The following is a 16,088-nucleotide window of genomic DNA, read 5'->3' as shown; positions in this document are numbered from 1 at the left end:
TGGGCGCCCCGTCGATCGACGTCGGCGCGTTGACCGCCATCGACGTCCACACCCACGCCGAGATCTCCCGGACCGGTCACGGCGCCCTGAGCCCCGAACTGTTCGGCGCCTCCGAGCAGTACTTCAAGGCGCACGGACACCGGCAGCCGACCATCGAGGAGATGGCCGCCCACTACCGGGAGCGCCGTATGGCCGCGGTGGTCTTCACCGTGGACGCCGAGCACGCCACGGGCCATCCCCGCATCTCCAACGAGGAGGTCGCCGAGAGCTGTGCCGCCCACGCCGACGTGCTCATCCCGTTCGCCAGCGTCGACCCCCACAAGGGCCGGGCCGGGGTGCGGGAGGCCCGCCGCCTGGTGGCGGATCACGGAGTGCGCGGGTTCAAGTTCCACCCCAGCATCCAGGCGTTCTCCCCCGACGACCGGATGGCGTATCCGCTCTACGAGGCCATCGAGGAACTCGGCGTACCCGCCCTGTTCCACACGGGCCAGACCGGTATCGGCGCAGGCGTGCCCGGAGGCGGCGGCATCAGGCTCAAGTACTCCGACCCCATGCTGATCGACGACGTCGCCGTGGACTTCCCGGAGCTGCGGATCGTCCTGGCCCACCCGTCCTTCCCCTGGCAGGACGAGGCCCTGGCCGTGGCCACGCACAAACCGCACGTCCACATCGACCTGTCGGGCTGGTCGCCGAAGTACTTCCCGCCGCAACTGGTGCGGTACGCCAACACGCTGCTCAAGGACAAGGTGCTCTTCGGCTCCGACTATCCCGTCATCACGCCCGACCGCTGGCTCGCCGACTTCGAGGAACTCGACATCAAACCCGAGGTCCGGCCCAAGATCCTCAAGGACAACGCCGCCCGCCTGCTCGGCCTGCTCGAAGACTGAGGGGGATGCCGTGCTGAACCAGGGCATCGGTTCCTGGCCCGCGCGCCGGGCCCGCAAGACACCGGACCGAATCGCGATCGTCCACCAGGACACGGAGATCACCTACCGGGAACTGCACCAACGCGTGCTGCGCCTGGCCCACGCGCTGCGCGCCCTCGGGGCCGGACGCGGCGACCGCATCGCCTACCTGGGTCCGAACCACCCGGCCTTCCTGGAGACGCTGTTCGCGGCCGGAGCACTCGGCGCCGTCTTCGTGCCGCTCAACACGAGGCTGGCCGCGCCGGAACTGGCGTACAACCTCAAGGACTCGGAAAGCACCTTCCTCGTCCACGGCCCCGAACAGGCCGATGTCGCCGCAGCCGCAGCCGAGGAGGCGGAGGTCCGGCACCGCATCGCCCTGGACCCTGCCGCGGGAGATGCCATCGGCTACGAGGATCTGCTCGCGGGCGCGGCAGCCGAGGCGCTGGACGAGACCGTCGCCCCGGACGACCCATGCATGATCATGTACACCTCCGGGACCACCGGGCGTCCCAAGGGCGCGGTCCTCTCCCACTCCAACATCATCTGGAACAGCGTCAACGTACTCGTCGACATCGACCTCACCGGTGACGAAGTCACCCTCGTCGTCGCGCCGTTGTTCCACACCGCCGGGCTCAACATGACGTGCCTGCCCACCTTGCTCAAGGGCGGCCGGGTGGTGCTGCCCGGCGCCTTCCACGCCGGGGACGTCCTGGACGTCATCGAGCGACACCGCGTGACGTACATGTTCGGCGTCCCGACGATGTACGACGCCATCGCCGCCCAGTCCCGCTGGGCGACGGCGGACCTGTCCAGCCTGCGCGCCCTCAGCTGCGGAGGCGCACCTGTGCCGACCCGCACCATCGAGACCTACCTCGCGCGCGGACTGGCCTTCAGCCAGGGCTACGGCATGACCGAGGCATCTCCGGGCGTCCTCTTCCTCGACCGGAAGCAGACCGCGGCCAAGGCCGGCTCGGCAGGCGTGCCGCACTTCTTCACCGACACCCGTGTGGTGCTGCCGGACGGCCGCGCCGCCGCCCCCGGTCAGCGCGGCGAGATCCTCGTCAGCGGGCCCAACGTCATGACCGGCTACTGGCGCCGTCCCGAGGACACCACGGCCGCCATCAGCGGCGACGGCTGGCTGCGCACCGGTGACGTCGCGCGGACCGACGAGGACGGCTACGCGTACATCGTCGACCGGGTCAAGGACATGTTCGTCTCGGGCGGGGAGAACGTCTACCCGGCCGAGGTCGAGGAGGCCCTCCTCGGCCACCCGGCCGTCCGTGAGTGCGCGGTCGTCGGCGTACCGCACCAGGTCTGGGGCGAGGTCGGTCACGCGGTCGTCGTCCTTGAGGCGGACGTTCACGTCGACGAGCACACGCTCCTGGCCCATCTGCGGGGTCGGCTCGCCAAGTACAAGATTCCCAGGTCCGTCGCCTTCGTCGACGGCCTGCCCCGCACGGCCACCGGAAAGATCATCAAATCCGCCGTGTACGCGTCCTGTGCGGATCACCCCGCGAAACCCTCCCAGCCCTGACCCGGCACCGTCCGGGTCCCCTCGAAAGGCAGGACCCATGCCCACCCACGCCAACGGCCTCGAAGAACTCAAGTTCCTGTCCGGAAGCGACCTCGGCCGTACGGACTGGCTCGACATCACCCAGGAGCGCGTGCACACCTTCGCCGACGCAACCGACGACCACCAGTGGATCCACACCGACCCGGAGCGGGCCAAGGAAGGCCCCTTCGGTGGTCCCATCGCCCACGGATACCTCACGCTCTCCCTGATCATCCCCCTGTTCGGTGAACTCCTTGAGATCACCGGCATCTCCATGAGCGTCAACTACGGCCTGGAGAAAGTCCGGTTCCCCAGCCCGGTGCCGGTCGGCGCGAGGATCCGCCTGCACGGCACGGTCGGCTCCGTGGAAGAGGTCAAGGGCAACGGCGTCCAGATGGAGTTGACCTTCACCGTCGAGGTCGAGGGCAGTGACAAGCCCGCGTGCGTGGCGCAGGCCGTCTACCGCCACTACGACTGACAGCGATGACGTTCGTGTGACGCCGCGGGTTGGTCCGACCGGGCCCGCAGCGCCCCGCCGCGGCCTTCGTCATCGCCCACCGCGCCTCGACAGCGCACTCACTCTCCGAGGAGCAACGCCATGAACCACCCCGTCCGTACACGCGTCGCCGTCGTCGGGGCCGGCCCCGCCGGGCTGCTGCTGGCCCGGCTGCTGCATCTCAGTGGCATCGACTGCGTGGTCCTGGAGAGCCGTGACCGCGCCTACGTCGAGCAGCGCCAGCGCGCCGGAATCCTGGAGCAGGGCACGGTCGACACCCTCCGCCGGGCGGGCGCCGCCGCCCGGCTGGAACAGCAGGGCATGCCCCATGACGGCATCGAACTCCGCTTCGGCGGAAACCGTCACCGCATCGACTTCCCCGCGCTGGCCGACGGCTGCCGCGTGTGGGTGTACGCCCAGACAGAAGTCGTGAAGGACCTCATAGCCCTTCAGCTTGAGGACGGCGCGCCGTTGTACTTCGACGCGCCCGTCCACGCCGTGCAGGGCGCGGACACGGACACCTGTGTCGTCCACTACACCCACGAGGGGCAGACCCGCGCCCTCAGTTGCGACTACGTCATCGGCTGCGACGGCTTCCACGGCATCGTCCGCCGCGCCGTGCCCGCGCAGGCGACCCAGGTCCACGAACGTACCTATCCCTATTCCTGGCTCGGCATCCTCGCCGACGCCCCGCCCGCCTACGAGGAGCTGATCTATGCCCACTCCGAGCGCGGGTTCGCCCTGGCCAGCATGCGCTCCCCGTCCGTCAGCCGCCTCTACCTCCAGGTACCCAATGGCGAACACCCCGCCGCCTGGAGCGAGCGCCGGATCTGGGACGAGCTCGACCTGCGGCTCGGAGCCGACACCACATGGCGACTGAACCGCGGGCCCATCACCGCCAAGTCGGTACTTCCCATGCGCAGTTGGGTCACCGAGCCGATGCGTCACGGCCGGATCCTGCTCGCCGGCGACGCCGCCCACATCGTCCCGCCCACCGGGGCCAAGGGACTCAACCTCGCCACCTCCGACGTCACGGTCCTCGCCGAAGCCCTCATTCGTCTGTACGACTCGGGCTCGGCGGAACTGCTCGACGCCTACTCCGACACCTGCCTGCGACGCGTGTGGCGGGCCGAGCACTTCTCGTACTTCATGACCACCACGCTCCACACCGCACCGGGGCAGTCTTCCTTCGACACCCGGCTCCAGCTCTCCCAACTGGACCGCATCGCCACCTCACCGCACGCGGCCTCGGAGCTAGCGGCGAACTACACCGGGACCGTCCCGCACGACTCGGGACGAAATTCATGAGCAGGCCGAAGACGATGTCGCTGTAGCTCGCGGCGCCGCGCCCAGCCGGGCTTCGGTTTCAGTCGATTGTCAGCATTCGGGCCTTGCTCGGCACGCCCTGGGCGTCGAGCGCGAACAGCATGTATGTCCCTGGCAGGGCGGTGCCGGGGTCGGCCGGGATGTCGACCTGGTACGAGGTCGCGGCTGTGGCCCGGAACTGCAGTGGCACGCGGCGCTGGTCGTTGTCGGTGGAGTGGGTCGCCGCACTGGCGCGTACGAGGACGAAGGACGTGACGGGCTTGTCGGTGGCTACCGACAATTGGGTGCCGTTTTCTGCGTGGGCCGACATCTGACCGGTGATGGCCGGACGGGGCCTTTCGCTGCCGTCCGGGTTGAGCAGATACGGCGGCGTGAAGATCGCGCCGTCCAGGTGGTTCGTGGCGCAGTCCCCGCACAGGCCCCCGCCGCCGGAGAAGATCCGGCCGTCCGGCAGCAGATTGGCGACGCTGTGGTAGTTGCGCGGCACGGCCATCGACGCCGCGGGCGTGAACGTCCCGGTAGCCGGATCCCAGATCTCGAGGGTCATGACGGAGGCCGCGTCGCTGAAAGGTACGGGGTAGGCCTGTCCGCCGAACACCGCGACCTTCCCGTCCGGCATGACCACGCTGTTGCTGAACGCGCGCGCGAAGCGCATATCACCGGTGCGGGTGGTCACCGGCTGTCCGCCGCCGCTCGCGTCGACGGTATAGGCACGGTTCGTGGCCATGGCCTTCTCGTAGGCGGTGGCGCCGCCGAGGGTGAGCAGTTTGTCGATGTCGTACGCGACCGCGTTGCCGTTCATGGCGTCCTGGCTGCCGGCACGGGTCCCGGCCGGCGTGATGGTCCCGGCGCCGGTCGTGGTGATCCAGTTCATCCGCTTGCTCGGGCCGACCTGCAGCACCCGGCCGCCCGAAGTGGCGTGCAGCCACTCATGGTTGTCCGCCCGGTAGGGACCCGCCGGGTCCGCGGTCATGGTCGGGTCGACGGGAACGCCGGGCAGGGTGCGCCAGGTTTCCGTGGCGGGCGACCATACTTCGGCGTTCTTGCCGCCCTTGCCGTCCGGGCCGTCGTTCCAGGAACCGCCCAGGACGAAGGCCTCGCCGTTGGACAGCAGGGTCATCGCCTGGTAGCCGCGGGGTATGTGCATGTCCGCAGTCGACGTCCAGGCGTCCGTCGCCGGGTCGTAGATGCTGGCACGCTCCGCGTTGCTGCCGCCGGTGACCAGGACGCGCCCGTCGGACAGGATGGCGATCCCCGGGCAGAACATGTCGTGTCCGGGGTTGTCGATGCGCCGCTGTGTGACCTGACCGGTCGTCAGGTCCATGATTGCGGTCTGGGTGTGGCCGGTGCTGCCGCCGAACCGGTCGACGCCGTACGCCGACCAGGCGAGGAGTTTGTCGTTCGGCAGGACGGCCGTGGCCACGGGGACCAGGGGGAAGCCCTTCACCGGACCCCACGCGCCGGCTCGGGCGGGATCCGCGGGCCCGGCCAGCCGAATTTCGGCCGCCGAGGCCCAGGCGCCGCGGCCGCCCGCCTCGGTGGTGGCCGTCAGACGCACATACCGGGCCGTCACCGGCCGGATGAACGTGGCGCCCTTGATCGTGTCGTCATCGGCCCAGGTGCCGGAGGCCACCGGCGCACCGAAGGACGCGCCATCCGAGCTGGTGGTGACGGTGAAGGCGCCGATCCGGCCGTTCGCGGAGTCCTGACGCGGCTGGTAGGTGAGCTGGGAGACCGTGCGGGGCCTCTTCATGTCGATGGTGATGCTGTGCGGCAGCGGAGCGGGGGTTCTCGACCACTTGCTGTGCCAGATGGTGTCGGTATCGCCGTCCAGCACGTGGGCGGCGCGTCCGTCCTCGTTGTCGCTCTCCTCGTCGCTCGCCGTGGCGGTCCATCCCTCGCGCGACAGGTCGACGACACCGGCGGTGGTACCGGGATCGCCGAGCAGGTCGAGTTCCGCCGCGGACGTCCATGGACCCCGTCCGCCCGCTTCGGTCAGTGCCGTCAGCCGCACGTAACGGGTGTACTGCGCGGCGAAGGACAGCGTCTTGGCCGTGGCGTCGTCCGCGAGAGTGCCGGAGGCCACCGGCACACCCCACCTCTGGCCGTCGTCGCTCAGCCGGATCTCGTAGTTGCCGATGCGGCCGTTGGAGTTGCCGGCCCGCGGCTGGTAGACGATCGCCGACACCACCGCGGTGCGGTGCATGTCGATGGTGATGCTGTGCGGCAGCGGTGCGGGGGTTCCCGACCATTTGCTGTGCCAGATGGTGGTGGTGTCCCCGTCCAGTACGTGGGCGGCGCGTCCGTCCTCCTTGTCTCTCTCCTCGTCGCTCGCGGTCGCCGTCCACCCGTCCCGTGGCAGTACCGGTGCGGTGGATTCCATCGCGGATGCGGGCGCCACTCCGTGGTGTGGGACGAACCCCGCACCGGTAGGGCCGGGCACCCCTGAACTGTCGGCCTTTGCGTCTTTCTGGCCGAGGCCCGCCAGGGGGAGTAGGGCGGTTGCCACGGCCAGCACCGCAACGAGGATGAGCGTGCGGGAACTTGTCAGGGAACGCCATGGCTCGCGTGATGAGCCGGATCTGCGAACACGCGGTATCGGCACGCCTATGCGTCTGATCCTCACAGCGCGGTGTCCTTCCGGTGGCGGGATGTGGAAGTGCCGCTGACGGGCCATGCGAGTCAGCGCGACGAGCGTGTCCACCGCCGATCACCGGGTCAATCAGGAGACGCTGATTACGGATACGTAATGATCGGCGGCCGCGCCGATGCCGGCGAGCCGCTCGGTGTTCCGAATGGACGCGTATGGCGAACTGCGGTCGCTGTGGTGGACCGGCCCAGGGTTCTTCTTGATCCGGCGCTGTCGCGGGGCCATCTCCAGTGCGTCCAGAGGGAGTTCGGTCCGTAGGTGATTCGCGGCTTGCCGGCCGACTGACGTAGACCCAGCTGAGCGCGCGGGTGATCCGCCGGGTTCCGTAGGCGGGCTCGGACGTCCGCCACCGGGCCGGGGCGGAGGCGCACGCCCACTGTCGGCCGAGTGCCGGGAAGCCGTGAGTGCGCGGCCTCTGGCCGTAGCCCCTGCCACGATCGAACGGTGAACCAACTCGCCGTGTTCCTCTGTGGCTTGGCCGGCGCCGGTGTCTTGTGTGCCGTGCTCGGCGTGGCCGTGTGGGTGCAACGTCGAGCCGACCGCAGTATCAGGGCCGGTCTCGCCACCTTCGGGCAAGCGTCACCGGGCCGTGGCCACGACATACAACTTCCGCCGGAAGCGGGGTGCGGCCTTGAATGCCTTGGCCCTTTGCTCTCGGTGTCTGACTGCCAGGGCCTATGCCCGCCGTCATGTGTCAGTGGGGGTGTGGGTGAGTCGAGCGCGGAGGCGGGCCGCGTCCTGGCCTGGCGGGAGGCCGTAGGTGCTGCGGTACTCACGGTTGAACTGGGTGGCGCTCGCGTATCCGACCGCCTGCGCGATCTGGGCCGCGGTGGCGCCCCCGGCGACCAGGCGCCGTCGTGCCTCCTGCAGCCGTAGGTGTTTCTGGTACTTGAGCGGGCTCATGCCGGTGGCCGCTTTGAAGTGCCGGTGCAGGCTGGCGGGGCTCATGTGTGCCACGGCGGCGATCTCGTCGATGCTGAGCGGCTCGGTGTAGCGGGCGCAGATCCATTGGGCCACCTCGCGCACCCGGGTCGTGATCGAGTCGCCCAGCGACCACTGGCGCAGGATGGGGCCGAGGGAGCTGCGCAGTAGCCGGTAGAGGATCTCGCTCTCGACGCGGGCGGCGAGGGGGCGGATGTCGTCGGGGGTGTCGAGGAGCTGGACATAGCGGGTGAGCGCGTCGATGAGTTCCGGTGTCATCGGCGCGGTCACCTGTGCTTCGATCGTCGACGGGGTGACTGGGCCCGTCTCGTGCAGCTCGACGAGCAGTTCGGTGAGCGCCTGGCTGTCGAATCGCAGGACGGCGGAGCGGTAGGGCACTTTCTCCACCGCGACGGTGACGGGCAGGGCGATGGTGGTGAACAGCATCTCGCCGGCGTGAGCGACATGGCTGAGCTCCCCCGCGGTGGTGCGTTTCATGCCGTCGGCGACGAAGCAGAGCATCGGATCCTCGAGCCGGTCGGTGGGCTCGACGGGGTCGTCGAGCGCGACCAGGGTGAGTCGGGGGACGGCGGTGGCCGCGCCCACTCCCACGAAGTGCCGGTCGATGGCCGCGGCGAGTCGGTCCAGCATGACACCCTCCTTGCTTGAGAGGATCAGGCAATCCTATGCGATCGGTGCCCCATGACCCCTGGGTGCCGTGCCCTTAGCGTCGAGGACATGGCACAGCGCACCACAAAGCTCGCCCAGCGCACCCTCGGCGGCCGGGGCCTCAAGGCCGGGGCGGTCGGTCTGGGCACGATGGGCATGACGATCGCCTGCGGGGCTCCGGACGAGCAGAGCGGCATCGCCACCGTCCACCGGGCCCACGAACTCGGCGTCACGCCCTTCGACAATGCCGAGCTGCACGGCTTGGCACCGGCAGCAATGAGCAACTCTCCGGCCGTGCTGTGAAGGGCGCCGCCCTGGACAGCCGCCCCGAGCACATGCGCGATGTCACCGAGAACAGCTTGCGCCACCTGGGCACCGACCGCATCGTCTTCGGCCTGCCGATGCACCACCTCGCCGTGCCGACGCTTCCCTTCGGCGGTGTCGGCGAGAGCGGCATGGGCAGCTACCACGGCCGCTATTCCATCGAGACGTTCAGCCACGGCAAGGCCGTCCTCGACGTCCCGCTGAGCTGAACGCGTGGCGGTCGAAGGAACGGATGTCTTATCCCGCACGGCCCTCACCAGTAGGGCCGTCTCCGCGTCCCCCCATCCCGTACGGCTCGCAGCAGCGTGGCCGTTCATCGAAAGGCTCGAACCATGACTCGTACTCTTGAAGGAACCGTCGCCCTGGTCACCGGGGCCTCCAGCGGTATCGGCCACGCCACCGCCCTGCAGCTTTCCCGTGAGGGCGCCTCCGTGGCCCTGGTCGGGCGACGCGAGGACCGGCTCACCGACCTCGCCGGAGAGATCACCGCCGCCGGTGGCCAGGCCCTGGTGGTGCCGGCGGACATCACGGACGCGCAGGCCGCCGCGGAAGTGGTCGAGCGGACCGTCGAGGGCTTGGGTCGCCTGGACACCCTGGTCAACAACGCAGGTCTCATGCTGCTCGGGCCCGCCCCCGCCGCGGACCTGAACGACTGGCGCCGCATGATCGACATCAACCTCATGGGCCTGATGTACACCGCCCACGCGGCCGTCCCTCACCTGGTCAAGGCCGCCACCGAGGAACCGCGCCAGGTCGCCGACATCGTCAACATCAGCTCTCTCAACGGCCGTCGCGCCTACCCCATGATGGCCGTGTACAGCGCCAGCAAATTCGGCGTCAACGCCTTCAGCGAGTCGCTGCGCCAGGAACTGGCACACCAGCACGTCCGTGTGTCCGTCATCGAGCCGGGCAGCGTCGACACCGAACTGCGCACGCACAACCCGGAAGCCGTCCTGCAGGCACTCACCGCCGGTCTGGGTGACATCGAGCGGCTCCAGAGCCAGGACATCGCCGACACCGTCGGCTACATCGTCACCCGCCCCCGGCACGTGGCCGTAGCCGAGCTCCTCGTCCGCCCCACCGAGCAGATCTGAACACCGAACCCCGCGGTCGACTGCGCGACAAGCAAGGAATCACCATGGCTGCCAACACCCCTCTCACCAGAGCCCAGACCATCGTTCGTGTCTGCCTGCTGTTGACAACTGCCGTCATCATCGCCGGTGCCGGCCTGCAAATAGTGCAGGGAGCCTCGGACGGCGATGTGACCGCGGACCACATCCACCGCTTCATGGCAGGCGTCTACATCGGCTGGGCGCCCTTGTTCTTCTGGGCGGCGGGAACGATTCGCTCGCAGGGAGTCCTCGTCTACTTCCTTGCCGTCCCGATCTTCCTCGGGGCCCTCGGGCGGTTGCTCTCCATCGCCCTGAACGGCCTGCCCGACCGTCCGGCAGAATTCCTCTCCTTCGGCGCCCTGGAGTTGATCCTCGCGTTCGTCATCGTCTGGGCACATTCCACCGCACTCAGATCCAGACGCGTGCCGGCTGTCGCCTGAGGCACCGATCCCGGACAGGCAGACCCGGCATCGGAAAATGTGTCGAGGCGGGCCCCGGTGGCGCGGGGCGCTCGTACGACACCTTCGCGTTCGGTATCGGCCGCCATCGTTGCCCAGGCGCGTCCCTGGCGTGCACGGAGACCGCGGCGGCTTTGCGGACCGGCCTCGCTCCTCCACGCCACCCGACGCAGAACGAGGCCCTCAGTGCGGCGCTTCCGGCCACGGTGGGCAAGCCGCTGCATGCGGACGGTTGAACTGGATCATACGTGGCATTTACCTTGAGCAGGTAGAAATTTACCCATAGCGGGTGAAAACTGGCGTCGAGCGAACTGGTCAGAGGGAGTGGATCAAGTGACGGTCATGATGGACGACGTCGCCGCCCTCTCCGAAGCTCACGAGCGGCTCCTGGCGGGCATGCCGGTGGGGTCGCTTGTGCGGGATCCCATCCGGGCCTCCTGGCGACGGTGCCAGTCTCTCGGCCTCGAGCCGGACCACCACGGGGACCTCCCCTACCATCAGGACCCGGACGACGTCTACAGTCTCGCCGACGCCGCCCGCCCCGTGATCGAGACCCTGGAGTCCCGCCTCTCGGGTCTCGGGGTGACCGTGCTTCTCAGCGACGAACGCGCCCGGCTGCTCCAGCGCCGGGAGGGCGAGGCCCCGCTCCACCGGTATCTCGACTCCGTCCAGGTCGCTCCGGGGTTCGCCTTCCCCGAGGAGATCATCGGCAATAACGGCGTGGGCACCACCCTGGCCACGCGGCGACCCGCCTTCGTAACCGGTCGCGAGCACTTCACCGACCAGTTGGGAGGGCTCGCCTGTGCGGGCGCGCCCGTACGCGACCCCCTGAGCGGGCAGGTCATCGGGGTGTTCGACCTGACCTGTCGGAGCGTTCACTCCGATTCCTCCATGTTGGCCGTGGCCGTGGAGGCGGCCCGCGGCATCGAGCAGCGGCTGCTGCAACGCGCCACGTCCCGCGAGCGCGCCCTGCTCCAGGCGTTCAACGAAGCCCGCCGCCGGACGACGGCCGACGGAGGTGTCGGGGCGGGCATTGCGGCCACCGAGCTGCTCGACCGCCTCGATCAGCGGATTCTGGAGGAGAGAGCGGCTGCGCTGATCGCCTTGGGGCGGACCGGTCTCGCCGAGGTACAGCTCCCGGGCGGGCGCACGGCCGTCCTCCTCTGCCGACCGGTCTCCAGCTCCGGCGGCGTCACAGGCTTCGCCGTCGAGGCCGCCCTTCCTGCCGGTGTCCTGCGTCGCCTCACCCCGGCGGCGACCGAGGCCGCAACGCCGGTCGCCGGGCCCTCCCGCAGGCCCGCTGTCGTGACCACGCCTCAGATGGCGCCCCTTGCCCCCGCCGGCCCTCCCGCCGAGCCCTCCGCGGGTACCAGCCCATGGCTGCTGGCCGTGGGGGAGCCCGGGATCGGCAGGCTCGCCGTACGGGCCCAAGGGCGTCTGGGGCTGCTCTACGACGCCGGTGCCTGTGTGGGCACCACGCTGGATGTGACCCGGACCGCCGAGGAGCTGACCGGGGTGGCCGTCCCCCGGTTCGCCGACTTCGCCGCTGTCGACCTGCCGGTGGCAGTCCTGCTCGGCGAGGAACCGATCCGCGTGGACGGGCCGCTGCGCCGGGCGGCGATCGCCGGTGTCCACGAGAGCTCCCACCTCCGTGCGGCGGGCGATCTGGTCACCTACATCGCGTCCACCCCGCAGGCCAGGTCCCTCATGAGCGAGGAGGCGGTCCTGGAGCCGGATCTGGCCAAGGCCTCGGGCTGGAGCGCCCAGGATCCGGCCCGCGGCGAGCAGATCCTGGACGCGGGGATCCGCTCACTCATCACTGTGCCCATGCGCGCCCGCGGCACCGTGCTCGGCGTGGTCAGCTTCTACCGCTCCCGGCTCCGGGAGTCCTTCGAGGAGGACGACCTGTCGCTGGCCGAGGAACTGGTCGGACGTGCGGCGCTGTGCATCGACAACGCCCGCCGCTTCACACGCGAGCACGCCGTGGCCCTGGCCCTGCAGCGCAGCCTGCTGCCGCGTGGCCTTCCCGCACAGCACGCCGTGGAGGCGGCCCATCGCTACCTGCCCGCGCGATCCGGGGTAGGCGGCGACTGGTTCGACGTCATCCCGCTGTCCGGGGCGCGGGTGGCGCTGGTCGTCGGCGACGTCGTCGGCCACGGCCTGCACGCCGCCGCCACCATGGGCCGGCTGCGCACCGCGGTCCACAACTTCTCCTCCCTCGATCTGGCCGTCGACGAGGTCCTCACCCAGCTGGACGACCTGGTCGGGCAGCTTCACCTCGACCAGGAGGAGGCGGAGACGGGCAGCCAGGAGTTCATCGGTGCGAGCTGCCTGTACGCCGTCTACGACCCGGCCACCCGGTGCTGCACCCTGGCCCGCGCCGGCCACCCCCCGCCGGCCCTGGTCCTGCCCGACGGCACCGTGGAGTACCTGGAGCTGCCCGCGGGACCCCCGCTCGGCCTGGGTGGCCAGCCCTTCGAGACCGCCGAGGTCGAGGTGCCCGAAGGCAGCCTGCTGGTCCTCTACACGGACGGACTGATCGAGCACATCGGCAACCGTGATGTCGAGCTCGGGCTCGATCGGCTGCGCAGGGTGCTGGCCCACCGGGGCCGGACCCCGGAGCAGACCTGCCGGGTACTGGACGCACTGCTGCCGGTCGACCCCGCCGACGACATCGCCGTGCTCGTGGCCCGCACCAGGGCGCTGGATGCCGGCCAGGTCTCCACCTGGGACGTGCCCGCCGAGCCCGCCGTCGTCTCCCGGATCCGCGCAGAGGTGCTCGAACGACTGACGCAATGGGGCCTGGAAGAGCTGGCGTTCACCACCGAGCTGACCGTCAGCGAGCTGGTCACCAACGCGATCCGCTACGGCGCAGAGCCCATAACGTTGCGTCTCCTGCGCGACCGCACGCTGATCTGCGAGCTGTCCGACGGCAGCAGTACCTCCCCACACCTGCGCCGGGCTCGCATCACCGACGAGGGCGGTCGCGGGTTGTACATGGTCGCCCAGCTGGTTCAGCGCTGGGGCACCCGGTACGGCGCCCACGGCAAGGTCATCTGGACCGAGCAGCCCCTCACACCTGTGTGACATGTCGTCGACGTCGGAGGGTGCGCTGCCGACGGTCACTTCGGGACGGTGACGAGGGACTCCCAGGTGGGCTTGGGCTGTTCCTTGAGGATGCCGAGACGGACGTAGGCGTCGAACGTCTTGGTGAGCGTGGACTGGTCCAGGGTAGTGGCGAAGTCGTTGTAGGCGTCGTCGAGGACCAGCTCGCCCACCGGCTTGCTGACGCCGGTGTCCTTCATCAGGAGATCCAGCGCCGTAGTGCGGTCGGCACCGCTCTTGATCGTCTTCAGGCTCTCGTCGATCACCTCGCAGAATGCCTTGGCGGTGTCCGGGTGCTCCTTGAGGAAGGCGTCGCTGCCCACCCAGCCGCTGCCGTAGTAGTCCTTGTACGCCTTCGGGCCCTCCGGCATGTACAGCAGTGACTTGGCGGACTTGCCGTTCTTGATGAACTGGGTGCCCGTGGGGTTGACCTGTGCCGCGTCGACGCTGCCCTTCTTGAGTGCGGCGATGGCCGCGCTGCTGCCGCCGCCGAGGTTGACGTAGGTGACGTCCTCGACGCCTGCCTCCTTGAGCGCCTCGGCGAAGATGAGCTGGAGTCCGGATCCCACGGGGGTCTGGATGCCGACCTTCTTGCCCTCCAGGGACTTCAGCACGGTCCGCCAGTCGGCACCGTCCTCGGTGGACGGCAGGTCACTGTCCGGCGGTGCCATCAGCGTCGTCTGCAGGACCTTGATGCCGCCGCAGAAGAACGCGCCCTTGTTCCCGGCCTGCCAGCCCTGGCCCAGCGTGCCGACGGTGACGATGCCGATGTCCGAGTGGGTGGCCGAAAGACCCTGCATGCCCTGCAGGTTGGCCGGCTGCTCGGTGATCTCGAGCTTGATGCCGCGCTTCGCGAACAGTCCCTTCTGTTCCGCGAACAGCACCGGCAGCCGGTAGGACTGGGCGGGAAACATCATCACCCGGACCGTCTCCGACCCGCCCTTCGCCGACCCCGCGTCGCCGACGTCGTCTCCGCCACCGCTGCCGCAGCCGGTGGCGGAGGCCGCCGCGAGCATTCCTGCCGCCGCTAGAGCGATGTGGGAACGGAATCTGCTGCGCACTGCGTACCTCCACTGATCGAACCCCGGCGGGCGCCGCCCTGCAGGATCGAGAATTTCACGTTGAACGAGAGATAGCAACATTCGTGCATCGGCCGCCGGGCCCCGGGCCGGGGTGTCGGCGCGCGGTCCTTCTCGCGCAGGTTGACCACCAGCGACTTCACCCGCGTCATCGCCTCGATGGACGGGCGGACCCCTTGCGTGCCCATGCCCGACGCCGTGGTGCCGAGGAACGGGAAGTTGGTCCGGGCCGCGTGCCGTGCGCCCGTTGACCTGGACCGTCCCTGCCTCCAGCCGGGCCGCGAGCTGGATCGCCATGTCGATGTCGCGGGTGAACACGGCCGCCTGGAGTCCGTCCTCGGAACGATTGGCGAGCCGGACCGCCCCGGCCGGACTGCTCACTCTGATCACCGGCAGGACCGGAGCGAAGGGTTCCACCCAGGCCAGATCCATCTCCTCGGTCACCTGGTCGACGACGGTGGGGTGGACGAGGTTGCCGTCCCGGCCGCCGCCGTGGACGACCACACCCGCCGCCACGGCCTCCTCGACCAACCGCTCGGCGCCCGCCGCGGACTCCGGGTCCACCAGCGGTGTGATGCGGGCGTTGTCGCGCGGGCCGCCGACGGTGAGCCGGGCTGTGCGACGGACGATCCGCGCGACGAGGTCGTCGGCCACCCGGTCGTGCACGAGGACCCGCTTGACGGCCGCGCACCGCTGGCCGCTGTAGGCGAAGGCGCCCGCCACGATGTCGGCGGCGGCCGCGTCCAGGTCCGCGTCCGCGAGCACGATGGCCGGATCCTTGCCGCCCAGCTCCAACAGCAGCGGCACCATGCCGGCCTTGCGGGCCAGTTCGGTGCCGGTCTGCGACGAGCCGGTGAAAGTGATCAGGTCGACGCCGTCGTGTTGGACGAGGTGGTCGCCGATGGGTGAACCGCGTCCGGTCACCACCTGGAGCACCTTGGGCGGGATGCCCACCTGGTAGGCGAGTTCACACATCATCAGCGCGCTGAGCGCACCGTGCGACGGGGGCTTGAGGACGACCGCGTTGCCGGTCACCAGCGCCGGGGCGATCTTCGAGACGGCCATATTCACCGGGTAGTTGAACGGCGGAATGGCCGGCACCGTGCCCACCGGCACACGGTGCGCGATGGCCGGCTTGTTGCGGGGCTGCCCGGGGAACGAGTCCGAGAACTGTGTCTCGCCGATGATCCGTTTGGCGTCCTCGGCGGTGTGCCGCGGGCCGACCAGCGGCCCCGGGCGCGACGTGCGCAGTCGAAGACCTCGTCGATCTCCGCCCGGGTGAACTCGTGGACGCTGCCGACGACGGAGCCGTCCGCAGGGGAGACCACCGGGAGGCTCCGGTCGTCCGGCGCCTCCCGCCGGCGTCCGATGGTCATGTTCCGGCCTCTCTCGGTGACGTGGTGGACTCCGGCAGCATGATGAGATATAACGTTGAACGTCAAGGATGAGTTCATTGGGTCCCGCCGGGACCCGGGACGTGTGCTGCAC

General features: G+C 69.6%; 10 protein-coding genes and 2 pseudogenes. 9 read left to right on the top strand and 3 right to left on the bottom strand.

The features are described from left to right. The first annotated feature begins 14 nt into the window (after positions 1–14). The 4 genes from AB0I54_RS20495 (at position 15) to AB0I54_RS20480 (ending at position 4,264) form a co-directional block, all read left to right on the top strand. A complete protein-coding gene (locus AB0I54_RS20495) occupies positions 15–887 on the top strand; it encodes an amidohydrolase family protein (protein WP_363297734.1) in 873 nt (290 codons plus the stop codon). Positions 888–897: 10 nt separating this feature from the next. After that, on the top strand, positions 898–2,442 hold the full coding sequence (locus AB0I54_RS20490; protein ID WP_363297468.1) for a long-chain fatty acid--CoA ligase: 1,545 nt from the start codon (positions 898–900) through the stop codon (positions 2,440–2,442). A 37-nt stretch (positions 2,443–2,479) separates the two neighbouring features. Beyond that, a complete protein-coding gene (locus AB0I54_RS20485; RefSeq protein WP_363297467.1) occupies positions 2,480–2,938 on the top strand; it encodes a MaoC family dehydratase in 459 nt (152 codons plus the stop codon). Positions 2,939–3,058: 120 nt separating this feature from the next. Beyond that, positions 3,059–4,264, top strand: coding sequence for a 4-hydroxybenzoate 3-monooxygenase (locus AB0I54_RS20480; RefSeq protein WP_363297466.1), 1,206 nt, complete (start codon positions 3,059–3,061; stop codon positions 4,262–4,264). A gap of 58 nt (positions 4,265–4,322) precedes the next feature. Here AB0I54_RS20480 and AB0I54_RS20475 read toward each other — a convergent pair whose 3' ends face one another. Both AB0I54_RS20475 and AB0I54_RS20470 read right to left on the bottom strand, forming a co-directional pair. Continuing rightward, positions 4,323–6,665 (bottom strand): discoidin domain-containing protein, encoded by a 2,343-nt coding sequence (locus AB0I54_RS20475; protein WP_363297465.1) that lies wholly within the window; start codon positions 6,663–6,665, stop codon positions 4,323–4,325. A gap of 954 nt (positions 6,666–7,619) precedes the next feature. Continuing rightward, positions 7,620–8,504: an AraC family transcriptional regulator gene (locus AB0I54_RS20470; protein WP_363297463.1), complete on the bottom strand. Its 885-nt coding sequence runs from the start codon at positions 8,502–8,504 to the stop codon at positions 7,620–7,622. 87 nt (positions 8,505–8,591) lie between these two features. Between AB0I54_RS20470 and AB0I54_RS20465 the strand changes: the two are divergent. The 5 genes and pseudogenes from AB0I54_RS20465 to AB0I54_RS20445 all read left to right on the top strand — a co-directional run. Then, positions 8,592–8,908: pseudogene (locus AB0I54_RS20465) on the top strand (aldo/keto reductase); the annotation flags it as partial. Between the two features lie 3 nt (positions 8,909–8,911). Next, positions 8,912–9,055: pseudogene (locus AB0I54_RS20460) on the top strand (aldehyde dehydrogenase family protein); the annotation flags it as partial. A 123-nt stretch (positions 9,056–9,178) separates the two neighbouring features. After that, positions 9,179–9,940, top strand: coding sequence for an SDR family NAD(P)-dependent oxidoreductase (locus tag AB0I54_RS20455; protein WP_363297462.1), 762 nt, complete (start codon positions 9,179–9,181; stop codon positions 9,938–9,940). A gap of 44 nt (positions 9,941–9,984) precedes the next feature. Next, the gene (locus AB0I54_RS20450) at positions 9,985–10,398 is read left to right on the top strand and encodes a DUF4345 domain-containing protein (RefSeq protein ID WP_363297461.1); all 414 of its coding nucleotides are present in this window, start codon (positions 9,985–9,987) and stop codon (positions 10,396–10,398) included. 360 nt (positions 10,399–10,758) lie between these two features. Next, complete coding sequence (locus tag AB0I54_RS20445; protein ID WP_363297733.1) at positions 10,759–13,503, top strand: SpoIIE family protein phosphatase; 2,745 nt, start codon at positions 10,759–10,761, stop codon at positions 13,501–13,503. 35 nt (positions 13,504–13,538) lie between these two features. On the opposite strand, the gene AB0I54_RS20440 is transcribed toward AB0I54_RS20445, so the two are convergent. Further along, entirely contained in the window at positions 13,539–16,088 is a 2,550-nt protein-coding gene (locus tag AB0I54_RS20440; RefSeq protein WP_363297460.1) for an aldehyde dehydrogenase family protein, read from the bottom strand.

Origin of the sequence: Streptomyces sp. NPDC050625, from assembly GCF_040654755.1 — a bacterium.
GTDB lineage: Bacteria > Actinomycetota > Actinomycetes > Streptomycetales > Streptomycetaceae > Streptomyces.
The sequence above is the reverse complement of the archived record's forward strand: the minus strand, read 5'-3'. Positions and strand labels throughout refer to the sequence as shown.

What these genes read in the sequence shown, in the direction of transcription:
- AB0I54_RS20450 (WP_363297461.1), top strand. Translation starts at nt 9,985, where the DNA reads ATGGCTGCCAACACCCCTCTCACCAGAGCCCAGACCATCGTTCGTGTC.
- AB0I54_RS20445 (WP_363297733.1), top strand. Translation starts at nt 10,759, where the DNA reads ATGATGGACGACGTCGCCGCCCTCTCCGAAGCTCACGAGCGGCTCCTG.
- AB0I54_RS20455 (WP_363297462.1), top strand. Translation starts at nt 9,179, where the DNA reads ATGACTCGTACTCTTGAAGGAACCGTCGCCCTGGTCACCGGGGCCTCC.
- AB0I54_RS20470 (WP_363297463.1), bottom strand. Translation starts at nt 8,504, where the DNA reads ATGCTGGACCGACTCGCCGCGGCCATCGACCGGCACTTCGTGGGAGTG.
- AB0I54_RS20485 (WP_363297467.1), top strand. Translation starts at nt 2,480, where the DNA reads ATGCCCACCCACGCCAACGGCCTCGAAGAACTCAAGTTCCTGTCCGGA.
- AB0I54_RS20480 (WP_363297466.1), top strand. Translation starts at nt 3,059, where the DNA reads ATGAACCACCCCGTCCGTACACGCGTCGCCGTCGTCGGGGCCGGCCCC.
- AB0I54_RS20475 (WP_363297465.1), bottom strand. Translation starts at nt 6,665, where the DNA reads ATGGAATCCACCGCACCGGTACTGCCACGGGACGGGTGGACGGCGACC.